The organism is Ramlibacter sp., from assembly GCA_019635435.1.
Lineage (GTDB): Bacteria > Pseudomonadota > Gammaproteobacteria > Burkholderiales > Burkholderiaceae_C > JAHBZM01.
Genome location: JAHBZM010000001.1, coordinates 2,544,453 through 2,565,184 on the forward strand (window position 1 = coordinate 2,544,453; position 20,732 = coordinate 2,565,184).

Genomic DNA, 20,732 nt, shown 5'->3' on the forward strand with positions numbered 1-20,732 from the left:
GGCCATGGACGAAGGGTCTCCCATATTCTGTTTCCCGTCACCCGGTAACCTCATAATTGCAAACAAGCCCGGATTATCTACCCAGTCTCCCACCCCGCTGCCACCCGCATTGATGCGCCTGTCCGTCATCGTCATCGCCCACAACGAGGCCGCCAACCTGGGCGCCTGCCTGGCGTCCGTGGCCTTTGCCGACGAGAAAATCGTGCTCGATGGCGGCAGCACCGATGCCACCGTGGCCATTGCCGGGGCGCATGGCGCGCAGGTGTCGGTGGCGGCCGACTGGCCCGGCTTTGGACCGCAGAAAAACCGCGCGCTGGCCCTCGCCACCGGCGACTGGGTGCTGTCGCTTGATGCCGATGAGCGGGTCACGCCGGTATTGGCCGCGCAGATCCAGCGGGCCATGGCCTCGGGCGAAAGCGAATCCTTCGAAATGCCGCGGCTCACGCGGTTTTGCGGGCAGTGGATCCACCACTGCGGCTGGACCCCCGACCATGTGCTGAGGCTGTTTCGCCGCGGCGCGGCCCGGTTCAGCGACGACCTCGTGCACGAGCGCGTGCTGCTGCAGTCGGGCCGTCCCGGCCGCCTGACCACACCGCTGTTACACGAAAGCTACCCCACGCCCTCACACTATTGGCGCAAGCTTGAGGCCTACAGCGCCGCCTGGGCGCGCCAGCGCCATGCCGAGGGCCGCAGAACTTCCATGGCGCGGGCGGCTCTGTCAGGCATGGCCGCGTTTATCCGCAGTTATGTGCTGCGGCTTGGCTTCCTGGATGGGGCCATGGGATTCGCGGTGTGTACCATGCAGGCTCAAGCCGCCTTTGGAAAATACTTTGCCTTGTACTGTCTGAACCGAGAAGATGACCCTATTGCCTGATCCGAACAGCCACCCGTCCCGCCGCCTGATCCTGGGCGGCATGCTGGCCACGTCGATGACTCCGGTGCTGGCGCAGTTCCGTGTTGAAGTCAGCGGCGTGGGCATGACGCAACTGCCCATTGCCGTCACGGCCTTCCGGGGCGACGATGCCTCGCCCCAGAAAATCGGCGCCATCGTGCAGGCCGACCTCGAGCGCAGCGGCCAGTTCCGCGCGGTGGACGGCACGGGTGTCGCACTGGACGAGACCAGCCGCCCCGATGTGGCCCTGTGGCGCCAGCGCCGGGCCGACTCGCTGGTGACCGGCAGCGTGACCCGCCTGGCCGATGGCCGCCATGACGTGCGCTTTCGCCTCTGGGACGTGATTCAGGGCCAGGACCTGGGGGGCCAGAGCTACGCCGTGACCAGTGGCGACCTGCGGCTGGCCGCCCACCGCATCGCCGACGTGATCTATGAAAAGCTCACCGGCGACAAGGGCGTGTTTTCCACCCGCATCGCCTACGTGACCAAGGCCGGTGCCCGCTACAACCTCTGGGTGGCCGACGCCGACGGCGAGAACGCGCAGACCGCGCTGGCCAGCCCCGAGCCCATCATCTCGCCGGCCTGGTCGCCCAGCGGCGGCGAGCTGGCCTACGTGTCCTTCGAGTCGCGCAAGCCCGTGGTCTATGTGCATGACGTGGCCAGCGGCAAGCGCCGGCTGATCGCCAATTTCCGCGGCTCCAACAGCGCGCCGGCCTGGTCGCCCGACGGCCGCTCGCTGGCGGTCACGCTCAGCCGCGATGGCGGCTCCCAGCTGTACACCATCGACGCGCGCGGCGGCGAGCCGCGCCGGCTGACCCAGTCGGCCAGCATCGACACCGAGCCGGTGTACGCCCCCGACGGGCGCAGCATCTACTTTGTCAGCGACCGGGGCGGCGCGCCGCAGATCTACCGCATGTCGCCCACGGGCGGCTCGCCCGAGCGCGTGACCTTTACGGGGGGTTACAACATTTCGCCCGCCATCAGCCCCGACGGTCGCTGGCTGGCCTACATTTCCCGGATCAGTGGTGCCTTCAAGCTTCAGGTCATGGAGCTGGCCAGTTCGACCGTGACCTCGATCACCGACACGACGGCGGACGAAAGCCCGAGCTTCGCGCCCAACGGCCGCCTCATCGTCTATGCCACCCAACAACAAGGCCGCGAGGCGCTGATGACCACCACGCTGGACGGCAAGATCAAGGCCCGGCTGGCGGGGCAGGGTGGAGACATTCGCGAACCGGACTGGGGTCCGTTTCAGAAGTAAACCGCAAATTTCAGGAGGTTTTTGGATGAAGAAACGCATGTTTCTGGCGGCAGCCCTTGCCGCCGTGCTGGTGGGCTGCAGCTCGGGCGTCAAGCTCAATGATGTGCCGGTCGAGGACAAGGCCGGCAGTTCGGTCACGGGGGCCACGGGCACCACGACGCCAGGCGCCGATACCAGTGGTGCCACCAAGAGCAACGTGGCACCGGTGGATCTGAGCAATGACTCCAAACCCGGCGCCGGCCCGACCGGTGTGGCCCGCATCATCTACTTTGACTACGACAGCTTCGTCATCAAGCCCGAGTTCCAGGCCGTGATCGAGCAGCACGCGCAGTTCATCCGCGCCAACAGCGCCCGCAAGGTGGTGGTCGAGGGCCACACCGACGAGCGTGGCGGGCGTGAATACAACCTGGCGCTGGGCCAGAAGCGCGCCGAGGCCGTGCGCCGCGCGCTGGGCCTGCTGGGCGTGCCCGACAGTCAGGTCGAGGCCGTGAGCTTTGGCAAGGAAAAGCCCGCCAACCCGGGCCATGACGAGGCGGCCATGTCCGAGAACCGCCGCGCCGAGATCGCGTACCGCTGATGGCTGGCCGCATGTACTCCCCCCCGTGGCTGCGCGCCGGCGCGGCCACGCTGTTCGCGGCGCTGGCCCTGGCCGCGCCCCTGGCCCATGCGGCCCTGTTTGAAGACGACGAGGCGCGCAAGGCCATTCTGGACCTGCGCCAGAAGGTCGAGGCCAACCGCCTGGCCGCCGATGCCGCCAACCAGAAGCTGGCCGAGGAAGCGCGCCGCGCCAGTGATGAAAACGTGCAGATGCGCCGCAGCCTGCTCGACCTGCAGAACCAGATCGAGACGCTGCGCGCCGAGCTGGCCAACTCGCGGGGCCAGCAGGAGCAGCTCACGCGCGCCGTGAGCGACCTGCAGCAGCGCCAGAAGGACCTGGCCCAGGGCGTGGACGACCGCCTGCGCAAGTTCGAGCCGGCCAAGGTCACGGTGGATGGCCAGGAGTTCTCGGTCGAGCCCAACGAAAAGCGCGACTTCGAGGCCGCGCTGGCCACCTTCCGCCGCGGCGACTTTCCGGCGGCCCAGGCCGCGTTTGCCGATTTCCTCAAGCGCAATCCGCAGACCGGCTACGCGCCCTCGGCCCTGTTCTGGCTGGGCAACGCCCAGTACGCCACGCGCGACTACACCGGCGCCATTGCCAACTTCCGCGCGCTGCTGACCCGCGCGCCCGACCACGTGCGCGCGCCCGAGGCCGTGCTGTCGATCGCCAACTGCCAGATCGAGCTCAAGGACACGCGCGCCGCGCGCAAGACGCTGGACGACCTCATGAAGGCCTACCCGCAGTCCGAGGCCGCGGGCGCCGCCAAGGAACGGCTGGCCCGCCTCAAGTAAGCCGTGCCCCCGCGGCGCGCCGGGGCAGGGCGCGCCGCCTAGAATCGGCGCATGCAAGCTTCCGACCTTTCCGCGCTCACCACCCAGGTGCTGTGGGCCGCGTTCACCCTGTCCGTCATCTTTGGCGCCATTGCGCAGCGAACGCACTTCTGCACCATGGGCGCGGTCAGCGACGTGGTCAACATGGGCGACTGGACCCGCATGCGCCAGTGGGGCCTGGCCATGGGCGTGGCCATGATCGGCTTTGCCGCCCTGGTGGCCTCGGGCCAGATCGACCCGGGCAAGACCCTGTACGCCTCCAGCCGCTTCATCTGGCTGTCGGCCGCCACGGGCGGCGCGCTGTTCGGCTTTGGCATGGTGCTGGCCTCGGGCTGCGGCAGCAAGACGCTGGTGCGCATTGGCGGCGGCAGCCTCAAGTCACTGGTGGTGTTTGGCGTGATGGGGGTGGCCGCCTTTGCCACGCTCAAGGGCATCACGGCCGTGGCGCGGGTCGCCACGGTGGACCAGGTTGCTATTGAAATGGTAGCGGGAACGGCCCTGCCAGCCTGGACTGCAACCACTTTTGGCATCAAAACAGGGCTGGCCTGGCTGGTTTTTGCGCTGCTGCTCGGTGGCGGGCTCGTGGTGTGGGCCCTGGTGGGCCCGGAATTCCGCCGCTTTGACAACCTGCTGGCCGGGCTGGGCATTGGCGCCGTGATCGTCGCCATGTGGTGGGTCAGCGGCAAGCTGGGCTACGTGGCCGAGCACCCCGACACCCTGCAGGAAGCCTTTCTGGGCACCAACTCGGGCCGGGCCGAGGCGCTGAGCTTTGTCTCGCCCGTGGCCTACACCGTGGACTGGCTGATGTTCTTCAGCGACAAGAGCAAGGTGCTGACCATCGGCATCGTGTCGGTGTTCGGGGTGGTGCTGGGCTCGGCCGTGGCCGCGCTGGCGGCGCGCAGCTTCCGCTGGGAAGGCTTTGGCAGCACCGAAGACGTGGCCAACCACCTCGTGGGCGGCGCGCTCATGGGCGTGGGCGGCGTCACCGCCATGGGCTGCACCGTGGGCCAGGGCCTGAGCGGCATCTCCACGCTCAGCCTCACCAGTTTCGTGGCCGTGGCGGCCATCCTGGCTGGCGCCGTGGCCGCGTTCAGGTACCAGATCTGGCGCCTGGAGCGCATGGATTGAGCGCCGACCAGGCCCTTGCGGCCGACCTGCAACGCCGCTTTGGCGGGCTGGAGCGCCTGTATGGCGTGCCGGGCGCCGCCGCCATCCGCGCCGCGCACGTGGCCGTCGTCGGCATTGGCGGCGTGGGCTCCTGGGCCGCCGAGGCGCTGGCGCGCAGCGGCGTCGGCCGGCTCACGCTGATCGACCTGGACCATGTGGCCGAATCCAACATCAACCGGCAGATCCACGCGCTGGACAGCACCGTCGGCCAGGCCAAGGTGCTGGCCATGCGCGAGCGCATCGCGCAGATCAACCCCGGCTGCCAGGTGCATGCCGTGGAAGAGTTTGTGGAGCCCGCCAACTGGCCGCAGCTGCTGCCCGAAGGCGTGGACGCCGTGATCGACGCCTGCGACCAGGTCAAGGCCAAGACCGCGATGGCGGCCTGGGCGCGACAGGCGCGCACGCTGTTCGTCACGGCCGGGGCGGCCGGCGGCAAGCGGCTCGCGCACAGGGTGGACATTGACGACCTGGCGCTCACCACGCACGACCCGCTGCTGGCCCAGCTGCGCTACCGCCTGCGCAAGGAGCACGGCGCCCCGCGTGAGGGCAAGGCCATGGGCGTGGCCTGCGTGTTCAGCCGCGAGGCCGTGGCGCCACCCGACCCCTCGTGCGCGGTCGAGGGCGACGGCTCGCTCAACTGCCATGGCTATGGCTCGGTTGTCAGCGTCACCGCCACCTTTGGCCAGTGCGCGGCCGGCTGGGTGCTGGACCGGCTGGCCAGCCGGGCAGGGCTTCAAACGACGTTATAATCGTGGGCTTTGCTGCCACTTGAGTCATAACAGGCGGCAAGAATTGCGGGACGTTAGCTCAGTTGGTAGAGCAGCGGACTTTTAATCCGTTGGTCACAAGTTCGAATCTTGTACGTCCTACCAAACTCAAAGGCCTGATCGCTTGATCAGGCCTTTTTTCTTTGGCGGCTGGCGCGGGCCATCGCCCCTCCCATCGCCCCACCATCGCACCCCCTCGTCCCCGTTACAAAACCGCGCGCCCCATGCGCGGCTGTCCTACACGGCGAGGCCCACGCGCCGTTCATAGTGGGCTTTTGCCAACCCAACCCGGATCGAAAGGAGATTCCATGCAACAGATCAAGGACGTGATGAGCCGCGATGTGCAGGTCATCAACCCCGACACCACGATTTCAGAGGCCGCGCAGCGCATGCGCGATGGCGACTTCGGCATGCTGCCGGTCGGCGAGGACGACCGCATGATCGGTTCGATCTCGGACCGCGACATCGCGGTGCGCGCCGTGGCCGAAGGCAAGAGCGGCGATTCGCCGGTGCGCGACTTCATGTCCGAGGGCGTGTGCTGGGCCTATGAGGACGACAGCGTCGAGAAGGCCGCCAAGCTCATGAGCGAGCGCCAGGTGCGCCGCCTGCCCGTGGTCAACCGCGACAAGCGGCTGGTGGGCATCGTCTCGCTGGGCGACTTCGCCATCGAGCTGGCCACGCTCAAGCCCGCGGCGCAGGCGCTGTCGGAGATTTCGCAGCCGGCGTGAACCACCGGGCGGCGGCCGCTTGAAACAAGCCAAGGACCCTTGCGCCATGCCGAGTGCTGCTGACGACGATTTCAACCTGGACGACCTCAAGGTCGATATTTCCGAACTGCTGGTGGCCACGCCCGATGGCGCCGACGAACTGATTGACGGCGCCGTGCCCGAGGTGCTGCGCCTGCTGCGTGAACACATGCAGATGGACGTGGTGTTTGTGTCGGAATTCACCAATGGCCGGCGGGTTTTCCGGCACGTGGACTCGGCGCCGGGCCACGCCGTGATCGAGGCCGGCCAGTCCGACCCGCTGGAACAAAGCTGGTGCCAGCGCGTGGTGGACGGGCGGTTGCCGCAGCTCATCCACGATGCCACCTTTCTGCCCGCCGGCGCTGCACCGGCCAGCCCGCTGCGCATCGGCGCGCACCTGAGCACACCGGTGGTGCTCAGGGACGGCAGTGTCTACGGCACGCTGTGCTGCTTCAGCTTCACGGGCAACCCCGAGCTGAGCCAGCGCGACCTCAAGAAGCTTCAGTACACGGCCAAGCTCACGGCCGCGAAGATTGACCGGGGGACGGCGGCGCCGGCAGCGCCAGCTGCGCGGCCCGGGCCACCCGCACGCAGTCCTTGAGGTGTTCCTCGCCCAGGTAGCGCAGCGTGGTGTAGCCCATCACGGCTGACACGGCCTGGCCGGCGAGCGGGACGAACTTGGCGGCTTGCGCCGTGCTCAGGCGCAGGCCCACGGTTTTGGCGGCGCGCATGACGGGGTGATCTTGTTTTCCGGGCAGATTGTCGCGCCTTGAAGCCCGGGTAAACCCCTAAATGTCTTTCGACCTTGTAGTCTGTTTCCCCTGCGTCCCCATCACTCCTCCGGTCGATATAGTGCTGACGAGCCGCCACCGCCGAGAGGAACCACCGTGCGTCCTATTCACCTGCGATTCGTGGGAGCCACCGAGCTTCCCAAGTCCCTTTCGGACTTCGACGTCGAGCAATCGTTTCGAATCAGCAACGCCGACATAGCGGCCATTCGAGAGAGGTTTCGTGCAGACCGGCGCTTGGGCGCTGCGCTCCAACTGGTCTTTCTTCGAGCCACTGGCCGACCACTAGGTCGAGCAGCAAGCGTACCTCGCGCGCTCCTGCGGTCACTGTGTGCGGCCGTCGGCGTGACCGAAACGGCGATAGCTTCGCTCAAGACGATCTATGCGCGCGTGGCCACGCTCTACGAGCATCAGCAATGGACACGCGACTACGCCGGTATCACGGACGCAGAAGATGCCGTCATGACCGGACTTGGCAAGGCGTTGGAGGACCTGGCCAAGACAGCCGCGTCGGTCGATGAACTCGTCCAAGAGGCAGAGCTTTGGTTGTTCGGTCGCCAGCATCTTCTGCCAGCGGATCGGGTTCTTCGAGATCTCGCACGCAAGGCCTTTGCCTCCATAGAGGCAGCAGCCCTGGCAGCCGTCAACAGCGAAGTCTCCGCGGACAAGCAGAAGAAGGTACTGGCGGCGGTGCACTCCTCGCGGCGCGGCCGCGCTGGGGGCACCGTTCTCGAGTGGCTCAAGGTGCCCGCAGGCAAACACAGTCCCAGCAGCATCACGGAGGTCACTGAGAAGATCTCGTACTTGAAGGAGCTCGGCGTCGACAAATGGTCGTTGAGTTCGATCTCCAATGCGCGGTTGCGCGCCAATGCCCAGGCGATCGCCAACCGGCCGCCGGCCGAATCAAAACGCCGAGTTGAGGAAACGCAGGCGCTGGAGATGATCTGCTTCCTGCGTGTCACGTTGCTGGAGTTAACGGACACGTTGATGTACATGACCGGTCGGCGCGTGAATGACCTGGTGCGCCATGCCTCCAATCGCGTGACGGCCAAACAGGCGCGCAGCGCGGTCGAGTACCGTCAGCAGCGAGAGACCATGCGCTTGATCATTCATGACGATGGCCTCTCGGCCGAGGCGCGAATCGCAGCCCTGAAAGAACTTCTGCCGAAGGAAGAGAAATCAGAGCCCAACAGCCATGCCGCCCTCATTCGGCAGTCGCTCACCGACGATGCCACGCGCATCACGGCCCTGCTCAACTCTTTCTCGGACCTTGACCTCAAGGGGAATGCAGATCGGCGGCCCATGAAGCAGGTCGTCGCGCTGCGCGACCTGATCGAGGAAGGCGCCAAGGAACTGCCTGTGGGCTTCGACGCCGGAATTGCCGATCCCGTCTGGCACGATCTGCTCAATGATGCGGACCGCACCAAGGCATTTGCAGCCCTGAAGGCCTGCGCGATGCTGGCGGTGCGCCAGGGGCTGCGGAGCGGGCGGCTCTGGATTGACCACAGTTGGGAATTTCGCAATCGGGAAGACCTGCTCATCCCGTCGGCTCAGTGGAAGAAGGAGCGCCAACGCCTGATCAGTGCGCTCAGCCTGACCACCGATCCGCAGAAGTTTCTCGCACGCTTGCACGCGCACCTGGACGTGGGATTGCGCGCGCTCTCGGAAGCCGTCACGGACGGCAAGGTGGAAATCGATTCCAATGGGATGGTGCGCTTCCACAAACTGGAGGCCTTGCCCATCGATGCGGCGATCCAGCGCAGCAGGGACGCGATGTTCTCGATCATCGGCCACATCCAGTTCGGCGACATGATTGTCGAGATCGACGCTTGCACCGGCTTCAGCGAAATCCTGCTGGGGCGCCGCGCCAAGAACGCCCAAGAACTCGTCGCATGCTATGCGGCGCTGCTGGCCCACGGTACCGAAAACGACGCCAAGGGCGTTGCCGCGATGATTCCAGGCATCGAAGTGGCTCACATTTCGGCTGTGATGCGATCACTGGAGGCGCGGGACCGCCTTCGAAAGGCCAACGAGCGCGTGGTCGAGTTTCAACGCAAGAACCCCATTGCCGAGCTGTGGGGAACGGGTGACAAGGCCTCCGCGGATATGATGGCCCTGGACGCCTCGCGCCACCTCTACAACGCCCGCGTCGATCCCCGGCGGCGAACCTTCGCGGTCGGCCTGTACACCCACGTCCTTGAGTCCTACGGTGTCATCTATGACCAGCCGATCGTGCACAACGAGCGCCAAAGCTCCGCCGCTCTCGAGGGCGTCGAGCAATACAACGCCCGCAGCGAGGAAAGCATGCGGTTGTCCTTGCTGGCGGTGGACACCCATGGCTACACGTACGTCGGTATGACGGTGGCCAAACTGCTGGGATTTGATTTGTGCCCCCAGCTTCGCGATATGGCCGAACGCAGGCTGTACTTGCCGCGTTCGATCGAGCTGCCGGAGAACCTGGAACGCATCGCAGTCACCAACGTCTCGGAGCCCGCCATCACCAAGGGATGGGACGAGCTGCTGCGCTTGATCGCGTCCATTCGCGGTGGCCGGGTCTCGCCCAGGGCCGCGATGGAGAAGCTGGGCAGCGCCGCTCAGGGAGACCCGATGCACAAGGCGGCGGATCAGCTGGGCCGCCTGCTGCGCACGCTGTTCCTGTGCGACTACTTCAGCAACGAGGAATTCCGCCGGGAAATTCACACGCTGCTGAACCGCGGCGAGTCCGTGCATCAGCTACAGAGGGCGATCTATTACGGCCGCCTGGCGGCCGAGCGCGGTCGCCGCCGCGACGAAATCCGGGCCATCTCGGGCTCCCATGCACTTCTGACGAACATCGTCATCGCCTGGAACACCCTGAAGATGCAATCGGTCGTGGACAGCTGGCGTAAAGCCAAGCACCCGATCGAGGATGCCTGGATCCGCCGCATGGGGCCGGTGCACTTCGGCAACGTGAATTTTCGGGGCCTGATCTCCTTTGGCGTCGAGCGCTACGCGGATGCGCTTTTGCAGAAGCCGGCAGCGAAGCGGCGCGTGGAGGCCGGCTGACTTGCGATGGGCGCGCGCGAAGACGCACCCAACCCGGGATCTGCTGAAGTTTTAGGCAGTGCTGTTTTCCGTGCCATTTGTAGCGGTTAAGGTGCACCACCACTATATAAATCAACAACTTGCAAGTTGCCTGATTTTCAAGCGGCGTTGTTTTCCATGCTATTTGTAGCGGTTTCGCTTCTGGTCCGAGTGGCCAGACCACCCGATCTCTAGCCGCCGCCGGGGGGATCGCTGGAAGAGCCGGTTTTAGCCGAAATTAGTCGAATCGGATAATTAGCCGGATTGACTAATTCGGGCTAAACGGTCGGCGGGGCGCGGTACAGCTTCAGGAACCTGAACATCTTTGGCCATTCGTGCCGCGGCTTGAAGACGATCGCGACCTCCCGGTCTGCGAGCGCGGACTCGGTCAGCACGACGTGGTCGGCCACCTGCTTGGCATTCTCGAACTCCTTGGCATTTACCTTGCAGACCGCCTTGAAGAACGGTCCGGACAACCACTCTCGCACTTCCGGCTCGTCCTGAAACCTGAGGTAGCCGGCCAGGGACGCGTGCGCAACGGCCACCATGGCGAAGCCCAGCGGGATGTCGTCGCGGACCAGGATGTACATCTTCATCAGCGGATTTTGGCTGAAGGGCTGTACCCCCCGATCTTCGAGCCCGCTTGAGTCAGGTCGCGGCCTTGGAGGGCTTGGGCTTTGCCGGGGTGCTACGTTGTGCAGTGCGAGTGCCTGGCGCTCTCTTGACAGCGGCGGCTTCCAGCCTCTGCCTCGCCGTATCCAGTTCGCGGGTCTGCTGCTCACGCTGCTCCAGCAGTTGCGCGATGCGGCCCTCCAGTTCGCCACTGCGCTGGCGCAGCGCGTCGATCTGCTGTTGGCGCTCCAGGACTTCCTGGCGGTGGGCATCCGCATGCCCGGCGATCTCGCGTCGCAGGTGCTCGATTTCCTTCTGGAGCTTGCCAGCGTTGCCGCGCTCGCGGTCCACATCCAACAGCGCCCTTTTCATCTCGCCGGCATGGCGCTCCTCGGTCGCTGTTGCCACTGCGCGTTGTTGTTCGAGTTCCCGGGTGAATCGTTCCTGGGCCGCATTCAGCGCCGCCTGCAACTCCTGGCGATGGACCGCGGCGGCTTCGACCTGGCGCTGCTGGGCGGTGACCTCGCCTTGGGCTCGGGCCAACTCGCTTTGCAGATCCATTACCCGCCCCTGAGCGGTCCGCAGCTCGTCCCTTGTGGCGCCGAGTGCCGCCTCTGAGGCATCCGCCCGCGCGCCGGCGGACTGGGCGAGCCCTTCAGCAGCCACCACGGTCGCGCGAGCTTCCTCGCGCTGTTGCGCCAACGTGTCCTGCGCGGCCGCCTGTGCCTGCTGCCAAAGGGCGCCGACCATCTCGCCGGCGGCGGCCTGCAGCGGTTGCGGCAGATCGGGATGCTCGATGCGCACGCGGCTCTTCTCGCGCAAGGTCTCCCAGAACCTAGCCAGCGCCTCGGCCGGCGCGCTCATGCTGCCCTTGCGCACCAGCTGGTACAGCTTGTTGGCCGTGGGGGTCAACGCATAGCGGAAGAACAGCAGCACGCATACCTCGCGGTACAGATCCTGCGTCTCGGGATGCTGCGCGCGCAGGGCCTCGATTTCGGCCTGCATCCGGGCTTCGGTGACGGGTAGAGTGTCCATGGGCATCGCTTTCGTCTTCAGTGAAGAAAATAATACAACGTAATACGTTGGATAATTTTCTATTTCTCCAACTCTATGGACATAATCAATCTAATGTCCATAATATTAAGCGATGCGGCCCCTTCAAAGTAGCTCACCGTGAATTCGCTGGTCACCCTGGATCAGTTGGCACTTCCCGCTCGCCTGGATGGCAGCCTCGGGCGCAATCGCGCTACGTCGCCGGGCCAGTTGGCCGCGACCGATGACCGCTCGGCAGTCCTCGCCTGGCTGGCTCGCTACACGGACTCTCCGGCGACCCTGGCCAGCTACCGCAAAGAGGCCGAGCGCCTCATGCTGTGGTGCGGGCTACAGCATGGTGTGGCGCTGTCAGACCTGACCCACGAGGACCTGTTGATCTACCAACAGTTCCTGGCCGACCCGCAGCCGGCTGAGCGCTGGGTGATGGCACCCGGTCAAAAGCCGAGCCGGACTTCGCCGCTGTGGCGACCCTTTGCGGGTCCGCTGGGTGCGTCGAGTCAGCGCCAGGCGCTGTCGATCCTGAACGCGATGCTGTCGTGGCTGGTGGAGGCCGCGTATCTCGCCGGCAACCCGCTGGCCCTCAGCCGGCGCAAGCGAAGGCACGCCGCGCCGCGCGTCAGCCGCTTCCTACCCATGGAGCATTGGACAATCGTCAAGACCACGATCGAGGCGATGCCCGTCACCACCGAGCGGGACCGACTGCACTCCTCACGCTGCCGCTGGTTGTTTTCTTTGCTCTACCTCGGTGGGCTGCGGGTTTCGGAGATTTGCAATGCAACGATGGGCGGCTTCTTTAGCCGCCGCGGTGCCGACGGCCGCGAGCGCTGGTGGCTCGAAGTCACCGGCAAGGGCAGCAAGGCCCGGCTGGTCCCGGCCACCAGTGAACTCATGGCTGAATTGATCCGCTACCGCAAGGTGGCCTGTTTGAGCCCGCTGCCCCTCGAAGGGGAGGCCTTGCCCCTCATGATTCCGCTGATCGGACCTACCAAACCCATGGCACGTAGCGCGATTCACGAGATCGTGAAGGCGGTGATGCGTGAAAGCGCAGCCCGACTGCGCCAGCGCGGGCCCGAGTTCGAGGCTGCCGCCGCTCACCTTGAGCAGGCGTCCACGCACTGGATGCGCCACACAGCTGGCTCACACCTGAGCGAGAAAGCCGATATCAAGGTGGTTCGCGACAACCTGGGCCACGCCAATATCAGCACCACCAGTGTCTATCTGCATTCCGAAGACGACGCCCGCCACGACGCCACGGCGGCTGTGCATCGCGTCGGATGGGCGACGACGTAGTGCGGTGGCCGCGGCCATTCATCGCGCTTGGTTTCGGGACAGTCCTTTGGGCGTTTTGTCCAGATCGGATAATTGTCCGGATTAGCGAACTCCGGATAAGCGCATGAATCGCGAGCCGGCCATGGTCAGCGATGAGTCGCACCGAAAGGACCTCACCCCTCATGTCAAAAAAAGGGATCATTGCGCTGGACGCAGACGGGGTCCTGCTGGACTACGGCTTGGCCTACGCCGGCGCGTGGCAGAAGGCCTTCGGCCTGCTTCCGCGCGAGCGCGACCCACTGGCCTATTGGCCGATCGACCGTTGGGAAGTTGAGCATCTGGCTGATGAACGCCTGGACATGTTGCGGCGCTGTTTCGACGAAGAGTTCTGGTGTGGCATTCCACCGGTGCCAGGCGCCATCGAAGCCTGCCACCTGCTCACTGCAGCCGGATTTGAGTTGGTATGCGTCACGGCGCTACCCGAAGAATTTCGCTCGGCTCGCGAGCGCAACTTGCGCGCCCACGGATTCCCGATCGACATGGTCCACGCCACCGACAACGTCGTACCAGGTGGCCGCAGCCCGAAGGCCGAGACCTTGCATCGGCTGCGGCCGGTAGCGTTCGTCGACGACTACCTGCCGTACCTCATCGGGATCGACGACAGCATCCACCGCGCGCTGATCATGCGGGCCGCAACGGGCTCACCCAATGTCGGTGAAGCATTGCGCTTCGCGGACTCGCAGCACGCTGACCTGTTGGCATTCGCCAAATCGTGGACGCGCCGGTGAGCACCTGGGGAGCTTGAGTCCTGTGCCGCAGGAGCCGGCGATGAGTTGCGGCAACCGTGTCAATCTGCACCGGAAGGACGATCACCCAATGACAGTAAACAGTCACTGGCGGTGAACGGAATGCGATCCAAGAACATGAGGCCGACGATCCGTGGATGGATGCGTTGAATGGTTGTGCTCGCGTGCCGCTTTTTCAAGTCCTTCCAAAATTCCGCACTCAGCCGTTTGGCCGTTGTCCGAGCATTTCGCGCGCAAAGTTCGTAGTTCCTTTTCCAGGACTTTCAGTTCTTTGATGCGGGTCACCACGTGAGCGATGTGTCCTTCGAGCAGTTGATCGACTTCACCGCAGTTGTCCTTTGGCGCGTCCTTGAACCGCAGCAGTACCCGGATTTCATCCAGTGTCATGTCCAGGCACCTGCAGTGCCGTATGAATGCAAGGCGCTGGGCATGTGCGCTGTCGTACACACGGTAGTTGCCGTCAGTGCGGTTTGCCACCGGCAAAAGGCCTTCGCGTTCGTAGTAACGAATGGTCTCTGCCTGGGTTCCCGCCGCTTTGGCCAACTCTCCGATTTTCATTTATGCGCTCCAGCTTGACTCTAATGCCACTACAGGGTTTCCAATTAAGCCATGGATACAAAAAACCTGCCCCCTACGGACTGTTGCGACTCTGCCACGTGCTCCGCGCCGCCCGCTGCCACCAGCGGGGTTGCGGATGCCCCCGTTTTTCGCATAGCCACGATGGATTGCAGTGCCGAAGAGGCCGAAATCCGCCGTGCTCTGGACCCGATTCCTGGAATTCGTACCCTGAACTTTCAGTTAGGCGCCCGGACATTGAGCATTGACGCGCCCCAGACCGTTCTACCGCAGGCATTGGAGGCCATTCGCAACGCTGGTTTCAACCCCGAGCCTGTCAACCCAGCTCGCGCGCAAGCCGAGGCACACAACGGCCCGAGCAAAATACATCACCACGAGCAAGATCTGGGCGGCGGCGTCATGCGTCTGGGCATGGCCCTGGGCATGGCGGTCGCTGCTGAAGTAGTGGGTTTCGTCGCTCCAGAAACCCTGCTCTGGAGGCTCACGGGCATGGCGCTGGCGGGCATAGCCATCTGGCTCGCCGGGCTGGACGTCTACAAAAAGGGCTTGGCAGCGCTGTGGCGGCGCAAGCTCAACATCAATGCGCTGATGTCAGTGGCCGTCACCGGAGCTTTCCTGATTGGGCAATGGCCGGAGGCGGCCATGGTCATGGCCTTGTACGCCATCGCCGAATTGATCGAAGCGCGCGCCGTTGACCGTGCGCGCAACGCCATCAAAGGGCTGCTGGCGCTCGCGCCGGACGAAGCGTTGATGTGGACTGCGTCGGGCCAATGGCAACCCACGCCGGTTGCCCAGGTCCCGCTCGAATCCACCGTGCGTATTCGTCCCGGTGAGAGGCTGCCCCTTGATGGGGTCATCACAAAGGGAACGGGCGCGATCAACCAGGCGCCGGTAACAGGTGAAAGCATTCCCGTGGACAAGGCGCCTGGCGATCAGGTGTTCGCGGGCACCATCAATGAAGCAGGTGAGCTTGAAATTCGCGTGACAGCGGTGGCCAGCAACAGCACACTGGCACGCATCATCCATGCTGTGGAGCAAGCGCAGGGGACGCGGGCGCCCACCCAGCGCTTTGTTGACCGTTTCGCGGCCATCTACACACCTGCTGTCTTCGCGCTCGCCGTGGCTGTTGCGGCACTCACCCCATTCTTGCTGGGCCTCAACTGGCAGGAGGCCATCTACAAGGCGCTGGTCCTGCTGGTCATTGCCTGTCCCTGTGCGCTGGTCATCTCAACGCCCGTTACCGTCGTTAGCGGCTTGGCCGCGGGGGCCCGCCGGGGCATCTTGATCAAAGGTGGAATCTACCTTGAGACCGCACGTTCCCTGAAGACAGTTGCGCTGGACAAGACCGGGACCATCACCCAGGGCAAGCCTACGCTGGTCGCATGGCAAGCATGGAAGGGTGCGGACACCGCGACAGCGCAGAGATTGGCGGTGAGTCTGGCAAGCCGCTCTGACCATCCGGTGTCACAGGCCATCGCTGCTGGCCTTCAAGATGAAGGAGCGCCGGTGGAAGACTTCAGCGCCCTGCCGGGCCGCGGTGTACAGGGCAGGATCGAAGGGCATCAGGTGCTGCTGGCCAACCATCGAGCCGTTCACGAGCGCGGGCTGTGCGGCCCGGAACTGGAAGCCGAACTGGGCAAACACGAGCAGCAGGGCCGCACGGTCACGCTGCTGGCCAACGCCAATGAAGTGATTGCTGTTTTCGCAGTTGCCGACACCATCAAGGAAACCTCCCGCCAGGCCGTCGCTGAACTGAAGTCACTGGGCGTCACGCCTGTCATGCTGACAGGAGACAACCTCGCAACGGCCAAGGCCATCGCCGCGCAGGCCGGCATTGACGATGCCCGCGGTGATCTGCTACCCGAAGCCAAGCTGGAAGCCATCAAGGATATGCAGGCCCGCTATGGCGCGACAGGCATGACGGGCGACGGCATCAATGACGCCCCTGCATTGGCACAGGCCGACATTGGCTTTGCGATGGGTGGAGCCGGGACCGACATTGCCATGGAGGCGGCCGATGTGGTGATCATGAACGACGACTTGCGCAGGGTTGCCGAAACAGTGCGATTGTCACGGCGCACGCACAATGTGCTCTGGCAGAACATCACGCTTGCCCTGGGCATCAAGAGCGTTTTCCTGGTGCTGGCCGTGTTCGGCAGCGCCACCATGTGGATGGCCGTGTTTGCGGATATGGGTGCCAGCCTGTTGGTGATTGCGAACGGCTTGCGCCTGCTGCGCGGGAGCAAACAGCCATGACCAGCCCCTCCTCCATTCCCCTCTCTGCAGACCGGCGAGCCCAGGCGTTCAACTACCTGATAGAAGCCTTCCAGCGAAGCGCGGGGGACGCTGTGGAAGCGCGCTGGTTGTGGCTGGAAGCCGCCCATGTGACAGGTCAGTCAGTCCTGAAGCTGCATTGGCAATCACATGTCTGGATGCTCAGGCACGCCCGGCAAAGTCAAGATCGTGCGGAGATCGGTGGCCAGCTGTTCCGGCTTGCACTGGTCCCGCTGGGGCACTTGCTGCAAAGATTGCCACTTGGCAACATTGGCCGCAGCCACGTCAACGCCTTCAAGCCGATGGTCGTCCCAGACGCAGTGGCACAACGTATCCGGGAAGCATGGAACTCCATTGGCGCACAGGAGGCAGCGTGAGTCGGTCGCCGCAGAATCGGCCGTCGCGTGCCGGGCAACTCATGCTCATCGCCTGGCTGGTCAGCCTGGTGGCCACGGCTGCGGCGCTGTTCATTGGCGAGGTTATGGGCAGGGTGCCCTGCGTGTTGTGCTGGTACCAGCGCATCGCCATGTTTCCATTGGTCGTCGTGCTGGGTGCGGGCGTCCTGCGCCAGGACCACGCCATGGTTTTGCCCGCTTTGGTCCTGGCTGCGGCGGGCTGGTTCGTAGCGGGCTACCACACGCTGCTGTACTGGGGCTGGATCGATCCGGCCATCACGCCCTGCGGCTCGGGGCCTTCGTGCAAGCAGGCTGTACTGCAGGTTCTGGGGGCGTTCGACCTGCCCTTTGTTTCGTGGCTGGCTTTCACGGTGATCGTGCTGGCCCTGGCCGTTTCATTGAAAGGGAACAAGCATGTTTGACCCAAAGAAGGTGGCGTTAGCCAGCCTGGTGCTGGTGGTTACCGCCTTCGTGGCAGGCGCCTGGCTGTACAAGCGAGACGCCGCGCAAGCCCAATCCGGGCTCGCCCAAGGCCAGCCAGAACAGGTCATTCGCGCGGACGCCGCGCGCCATGGTTCAGCGGACGCCAAAGTCACGATCGTCGAATTCTTTGACCCCGCGTGCGAAGCCTGCCGCGCGTATTACCCGCTGGTCAAGCAAATAGTCAACACCAGTTTTGGCCGGGTCAGCCTGGTGCTGCGGTACGCACCGCTGCACAAGGACTCTGACCAGGCCGCACTGATGCTGGAAGCCACCAGGCGGCAAGACAAGTTCTGGCCCGCCGTGGAGGCAGCGCTGGCAGCCCAGGACCGCTGGGCCAGCCATGACAAGCCCGACATTGCACAGCTGTGGACCGCGCTCGCGGCCGCGGGCATCGACATCGAGCGGGTGCGTGCCGATATGAGGACCGAGGCCGTCACGGGCGCCCTGGCCCAGGACATGGCGGCGCTCACGGCGCTGAAGGTCCAGCGGACGCCCACCTTCTACGTCAATGGCAAGCCTTTGGTTGACTTCGGCGCGCAGCAGCTGAAAACGCTGGTGTCAAGCGAAGTGAAGGCCGCATACGGTGATTGAATGCGACGGCGTAAACACCCTATGCCAACATTCAATCCATGGATACCGGGGCACCCACACGGCGGGCGCTCCAGGTCGGGTGCTTCTGCGCGCGCGCCAGATCAGCCAGAACGTCTTGCCGCGTCAGTGTTCCAACTTGGGCCGGCACGGGCGCGCCCACGCGAAGAAAGGCCCAGCTGCCGTTGGCCTTGGCGCGGTCCATCTCGGCCAGCACCTCGGCCCTTGATTTGCCGGGCTGCGCATGCTCAGGGTGTACGGTGTACCCCATCTCGGTGGTGGCGGAGTGGATGACGTTGCTGGCGAACGCCGGAACAGCGACGACAAACAGGGCAGCAGAAAGTACGCGACGGATCATGGTGATTTCCTTCTTCAAGACGGGGGTGCGGTGAGTCGATCGCCGCGAAGACACGACCTTCGTGTCTCTTCCTGAAGTCTGCATAAACGACGCGGACGTGAAGCGTTCATAAAAATTACATCTTTGTCATATTGACCCGCACGCGGTCTGCATCAGATAACCTTTGAAGCATGAAAATTCTTGTTGTGGAAGATGAGCGCAAGCTCGCTGACTATTTGCACAAAGGCCTGAGCGAACACAGCTTTGTCGTGGATATCGCCCGTGATGGCATTGACGGCAAGTACCTCGCTATCGAGGGTCAATACGATCTGCTGATCCTGGACATCATGCTGCCCGGCATTGATGGCCTGGCGCTGCTGCACGCCGTGCGGCAAGTCAAGGCCACTCCCATCCTGATGTTGACCGCGCGCGACCGGATTGAGGACCGGGTTCACGGGCTGCAGCAGGGTGCGGACGACTACCTGGTCAAGCCTTTCGCCTTTTCGGAACTGCTGGCCCGCGTACGGGCGCTGCTGCGCCGCGGCGGTGCCGTACAGGAAAGCGCCGTTCTGCGGTTGGCCGACCTGGAGGTCGATCTCATACGCCGCAAAGCCACCCGTTCGGGCCAGAGGCTGGACCTGAGCTCCAAGGAATTCTCGTTGCTCACCCTGCTGATGCAACGAAAGGGCGAGATCCTGGCCAAGACCACACTGGCCGAGCAGGTCTGGGACATGAACTTTGACAGCGATACCAATGTCGTGGAGGTTGCGGTTCGGCGCCTGCGCGCCAAACTGGACGATCCTTTCCGCGCCAAACTGCTCCAGACGGTGCGCGGGATGGGATACGTCCTGGAAGAACGCAGCGCATGAATCTGGGGCAAAAGAAACCCTATTCCATCGGGTTGCGGCTGTCCTGGACGTTTGCCGGCCAGACGCTGCTGGGCCTGGGCGCCACCAGCCTGGGCATTTATCTTGTCATGCTCATTAACCTGTCCCACCGTGCCGACGCTGAACTGGCACGCAAGGCGGCTCTCGTACAGCACCTGGTGAATGAGGCACGGCAAAGCGGTGACTTGCCCACGATGCGCCACAAGCTGGATGAATTTTTTGTCGCGCACGATGACCTTGAGGTCACACTCATGGATGCCAGTGGCTACCCGGCCTACACGGGCGTGCGGCTTCAGGGCGTTCTCAGCAGCCATCTGCGCAGCACTACATTTGACCTTCCCGCGGGTGTGGTCGGCACCGGCCCTGGCCGGGCGCAGATCACCATGAACCGTTCTGCGGACAGCCAGATGCTCCATCGTCTCGCGCTTGCGTTGATCGTGGCCACGGTCATGGGCGCGGTGATCGTCTCGGCAGCAGGATTCTGGATGGTGCGCAGGTCGCTCGCCCCATTGCATGGGCTGGCACGCCAGACGCAGGCATTGAGGGCTGACCGGCTGGGCAAGCGCCTTTCACTGGACCAGCCGGTACAGGAGTTGCAGCCGTGGATTGATGAATTCAACGAGCTGCTGGTCCGATTGGAATATGCCTACGGGCAGCTGGAGGGCTTCAACGCAGATGTAGCACACGAGCTGCGCACGCCGCTGGCTACATTGATAGGCCAGACCGAAGTCGAGCTGTCACGTGATCGCAGTGCGGACGCTTTGCGCGATACCTTGGCCTCCAACCTGGAAGAGCTGCGAAGGTTGTCCTCCATCATCAATGACATGCTTTTCCTGTCACGGGCGGACAATGGCGCCAGAATTGCCGCTTCGCCAGAGGTCAGCCTCGCCTCGGAAATCCACAAGGTGCTTGAGTTTTACGAAGCCGCCCTGGCCGAACGAGGCCTGGTCGCGTCGGTACTCGGCGATGCCTGCACTGCATTCGACGCTGGCCTGATCAAGCGCGCGGTATCCAATCTGCTGAGCAATGCCATCCGGTACGCCTATCCAGGGACCGAGGTGATGGTCCGAATCCAGCGGCAAGAACGCGCCATCGCTTTGGTGGTGAGCAATACAGGGCCTGAGCTGGCGCCAGGCGCGCTTCCCAGGCTGTTTGACCGCTTCTATCGCGGGCAAAGTTCACGTGAAGGCAGCAGCGAAAATCATGGGCTTGGCCTGGCAATCGTCAAGGCAATCGCCCAGATGCATGGCGGCGAGGTGCTGGCAACCTCCGACAGGAATCTCACCTCCATCGGGATGACACTGGCCCTTGTTTCACATCACGATGCGGCGCGCTGAAGC

At 64.2% G+C, this 20,732-nt stretch carries 21 protein-coding genes, 1 tRNA gene and 1 pseudogene; 18 read left to right on the forward strand and 5 right to left on the reverse strand.

Translation table 11 applies throughout. From position 1 onward, the window contains the following. The first annotated feature begins 112 nt into the window (after positions 1 to 112). From KF796_12380 to KF796_12420, 9 genes are all read left to right on the forward strand, one after another. Positions 113 to 874, forward strand: coding sequence for a glycosyltransferase family 2 protein (locus tag KF796_12380; GenBank protein ID MBX3587430.1), 762 nt, complete (start codon positions 113 to 115; stop codon positions 872 to 874). Continuing rightward, positions 858 to 2,153: a Tol-Pal system protein TolB gene (gene tolB, locus KF796_12385; protein MBX3587431.1), complete on the forward strand. Its 1,296-nt coding sequence runs from the start codon at positions 858 to 860 to the stop codon at positions 2,151 to 2,153. The genes KF796_12380 and tolB overlap by 17 nt, the downstream gene beginning before the upstream one ends. A 25-nt stretch (positions 2,154 to 2,178) precedes the next feature. After that, entirely contained in the window at positions 2,179 to 2,730 is a 552-nt protein-coding gene (pal, locus tag KF796_12390) for a peptidoglycan-associated lipoprotein Pal (protein MBX3587432.1), read from the forward strand. Continuing rightward, entirely contained in the window at positions 2,730 to 3,542 is an 813-nt protein-coding gene (gene ybgF / locus KF796_12395; GenBank protein ID MBX3587433.1) for a tol-pal system protein YbgF, read from the forward strand. Before pal ends, ybgF begins: the two co-directional genes overlap by 1 nt. 51 nt (positions 3,543 to 3,593) lie before the next feature. Then, positions 3,594 to 4,709 carry a YeeE/YedE family protein gene (locus KF796_12400; GenBank protein MBX3587434.1) on the forward strand — a complete coding sequence of 372 codons (1,116 nt, stop codon included), beginning with the start codon at positions 3,594 to 3,596 and terminating at the stop codon, positions 4,707 to 4,709. Then, positions 4,685 to 5,497 carry a tRNA threonylcarbamoyladenosine dehydratase gene (locus tag KF796_12405; GenBank protein ID MBX3587435.1) on the forward strand — a complete coding sequence of 271 codons (813 nt, stop codon included), beginning with the start codon at positions 4,685 to 4,687 and terminating at the stop codon, positions 5,495 to 5,497. Before KF796_12400 ends, KF796_12405 begins: the two co-directional genes overlap by 25 nt. Before the next feature lie 47 nt (positions 5,498 to 5,544). Beyond that, a tRNA-Lys gene (locus KF796_12410) sits at positions 5,545 to 5,620 on the forward strand. A gap of 203 nt (positions 5,621 to 5,823) precedes the next feature. After that, on the forward strand, positions 5,824 to 6,243 hold the full coding sequence (locus KF796_12415) for a CBS domain-containing protein (GenBank protein ID MBX3587436.1): 420 nt from the start codon (positions 5,824 to 5,826) through the stop codon (positions 6,241 to 6,243). A 46-nt stretch (positions 6,244 to 6,289) separates the two neighbouring features. After that, positions 6,290 to 6,862, forward strand: a complete 573-nt coding sequence (locus KF796_12420; GenBank protein ID MBX3587437.1) for a GAF domain-containing protein — start codon at positions 6,290 to 6,292, stop codon at positions 6,860 to 6,862. Here the strand turns inward: KF796_12420 and KF796_12425 are convergent. Next, positions 6,780 to 6,995, reverse strand: a pseudogene (locus KF796_12425) (hypothetical protein). The gene KF796_12420 and the pseudogene KF796_12425 overlap by 83 nt on opposite strands. A gap of 153 nt (positions 6,996 to 7,148) precedes the next feature. Here KF796_12425 and KF796_12430 point away from each other — a divergent pair. Further along, complete coding sequence (locus tag KF796_12430; protein MBX3587438.1) at positions 7,149 to 10,094, forward strand: Tn3 family transposase; 2,946 nt, start codon at positions 7,149 to 7,151, stop codon at positions 10,092 to 10,094. A 296-nt stretch (positions 10,095 to 10,390) separates the two neighbouring features. Here KF796_12430 and KF796_12435 read toward each other — a convergent pair whose 3' ends face one another. Continuing rightward, the gene (locus tag KF796_12435; protein ID MBX3587439.1) at positions 10,391 to 10,708 is read right to left on the reverse strand and encodes a hypothetical protein; all 318 of its coding nucleotides are present in this window, start codon (positions 10,706 to 10,708) and stop codon (positions 10,391 to 10,393) included. A gap of 52 nt (positions 10,709 to 10,760) precedes the next feature. Then, positions 10,761 to 11,759 carry a DNA-binding protein gene (locus KF796_12440; GenBank protein MBX3587440.1) on the reverse strand — a complete coding sequence of 333 codons (999 nt, stop codon included), beginning with the start codon at positions 11,757 to 11,759 and terminating at the stop codon, positions 10,761 to 10,763. Between the two features lie 138 nt (positions 11,760 to 11,897). Between KF796_12440 and KF796_12445 the strand changes: the two genes are divergently transcribed. Together KF796_12445 and KF796_12450 are read left to right on the forward strand one after the other, a co-directional pair. Further along, entirely contained in the window at positions 11,898 to 13,067 is a 1,170-nt protein-coding gene (locus KF796_12445; GenBank protein MBX3587441.1) for a tyrosine-type recombinase/integrase, read from the forward strand. Between the two features lie 161 nt (positions 13,068 to 13,228). Next, complete coding sequence (locus tag KF796_12450; protein MBX3587442.1) at positions 13,229 to 13,834, forward strand: HAD family hydrolase; 606 nt, start codon at positions 13,229 to 13,231, stop codon at positions 13,832 to 13,834. Positions 13,835 to 13,936: 102 nt separating this feature from the next. On the opposite strand, the gene cadR is transcribed toward KF796_12450, so the two are convergent. Beyond that, positions 13,937 to 14,410 carry a Cd(II)/Pb(II)-responsive transcriptional regulator gene (cadR, locus tag KF796_12455; GenBank protein MBX3587443.1) on the reverse strand — a complete coding sequence of 158 codons (474 nt, stop codon included), beginning with the start codon at positions 14,408 to 14,410 and terminating at the stop codon, positions 13,937 to 13,939. 51 nt (positions 14,411 to 14,461) lie between these two features. Here cadR and KF796_12460 point away from each other — a divergent pair, with 51 nt between their 5' ends. The 4 genes from KF796_12460 to KF796_12475 are packed head-to-tail and all read left to right on the forward strand — an operon-like array spanning position 14,462 to position 18,171. Beyond that, positions 14,462 to 16,684: a heavy metal translocating P-type ATPase gene (locus KF796_12460; GenBank protein ID MBX3587444.1), complete on the forward strand. Its 2,223-nt coding sequence runs from the start codon at positions 14,462 to 14,464 to the stop codon at positions 16,682 to 16,684. Further along, entirely contained in the window at positions 16,681 to 17,079 is a 399-nt protein-coding gene (locus KF796_12465) for a DUF3703 domain-containing protein (protein ID MBX3587445.1), read from the forward strand. The genes KF796_12460 and KF796_12465 overlap by 4 nt, the downstream gene beginning before the upstream one ends. Beyond that, a complete protein-coding gene (locus KF796_12470; GenBank protein ID MBX3587446.1) occupies positions 17,046 to 17,519 on the forward strand; it encodes a disulfide bond formation protein B in 474 nt (157 codons plus the stop codon). The genes KF796_12465 and KF796_12470 overlap by 34 nt, the downstream gene beginning before the upstream one ends. Continuing rightward, entirely contained in the window at positions 17,512 to 18,171 is a 660-nt protein-coding gene (locus KF796_12475) for a thioredoxin domain-containing protein (protein MBX3587447.1), read from the forward strand. The genes KF796_12470 and KF796_12475 overlap by 8 nt, the downstream gene beginning before the upstream one ends. Positions 18,172 to 18,202: 31 nt before the next feature. Here KF796_12475 and KF796_12480 read toward each other — a convergent pair whose 3' ends face one another. Beyond that, a complete protein-coding gene (locus KF796_12480; GenBank protein MBX3587448.1) occupies positions 18,203 to 18,526 on the reverse strand; it encodes a DUF4148 domain-containing protein in 324 nt (107 codons plus the stop codon). A gap of 170 nt (positions 18,527 to 18,696) precedes the next feature. Here KF796_12480 and KF796_12485 point away from each other — a divergent pair, with 170 nt between their 5' ends. Both KF796_12485 and KF796_12490 read left to right on the forward strand, forming a co-directional pair. Continuing rightward, positions 18,697 to 19,374, forward strand: a complete 678-nt coding sequence (locus KF796_12485) for a heavy metal response regulator transcription factor (protein MBX3587449.1) — start codon at positions 18,697 to 18,699, stop codon at positions 19,372 to 19,374. Continuing rightward, positions 19,371 to 20,729, forward strand: a complete 1,359-nt coding sequence (locus KF796_12490) for a heavy metal sensor histidine kinase (protein MBX3587450.1) — start codon at positions 19,371 to 19,373, stop codon at positions 20,727 to 20,729. Before KF796_12485 ends, KF796_12490 begins: the two co-directional genes overlap by 4 nt. Positions 20,730 to 20,732: the final 3 nt, after the last annotated feature.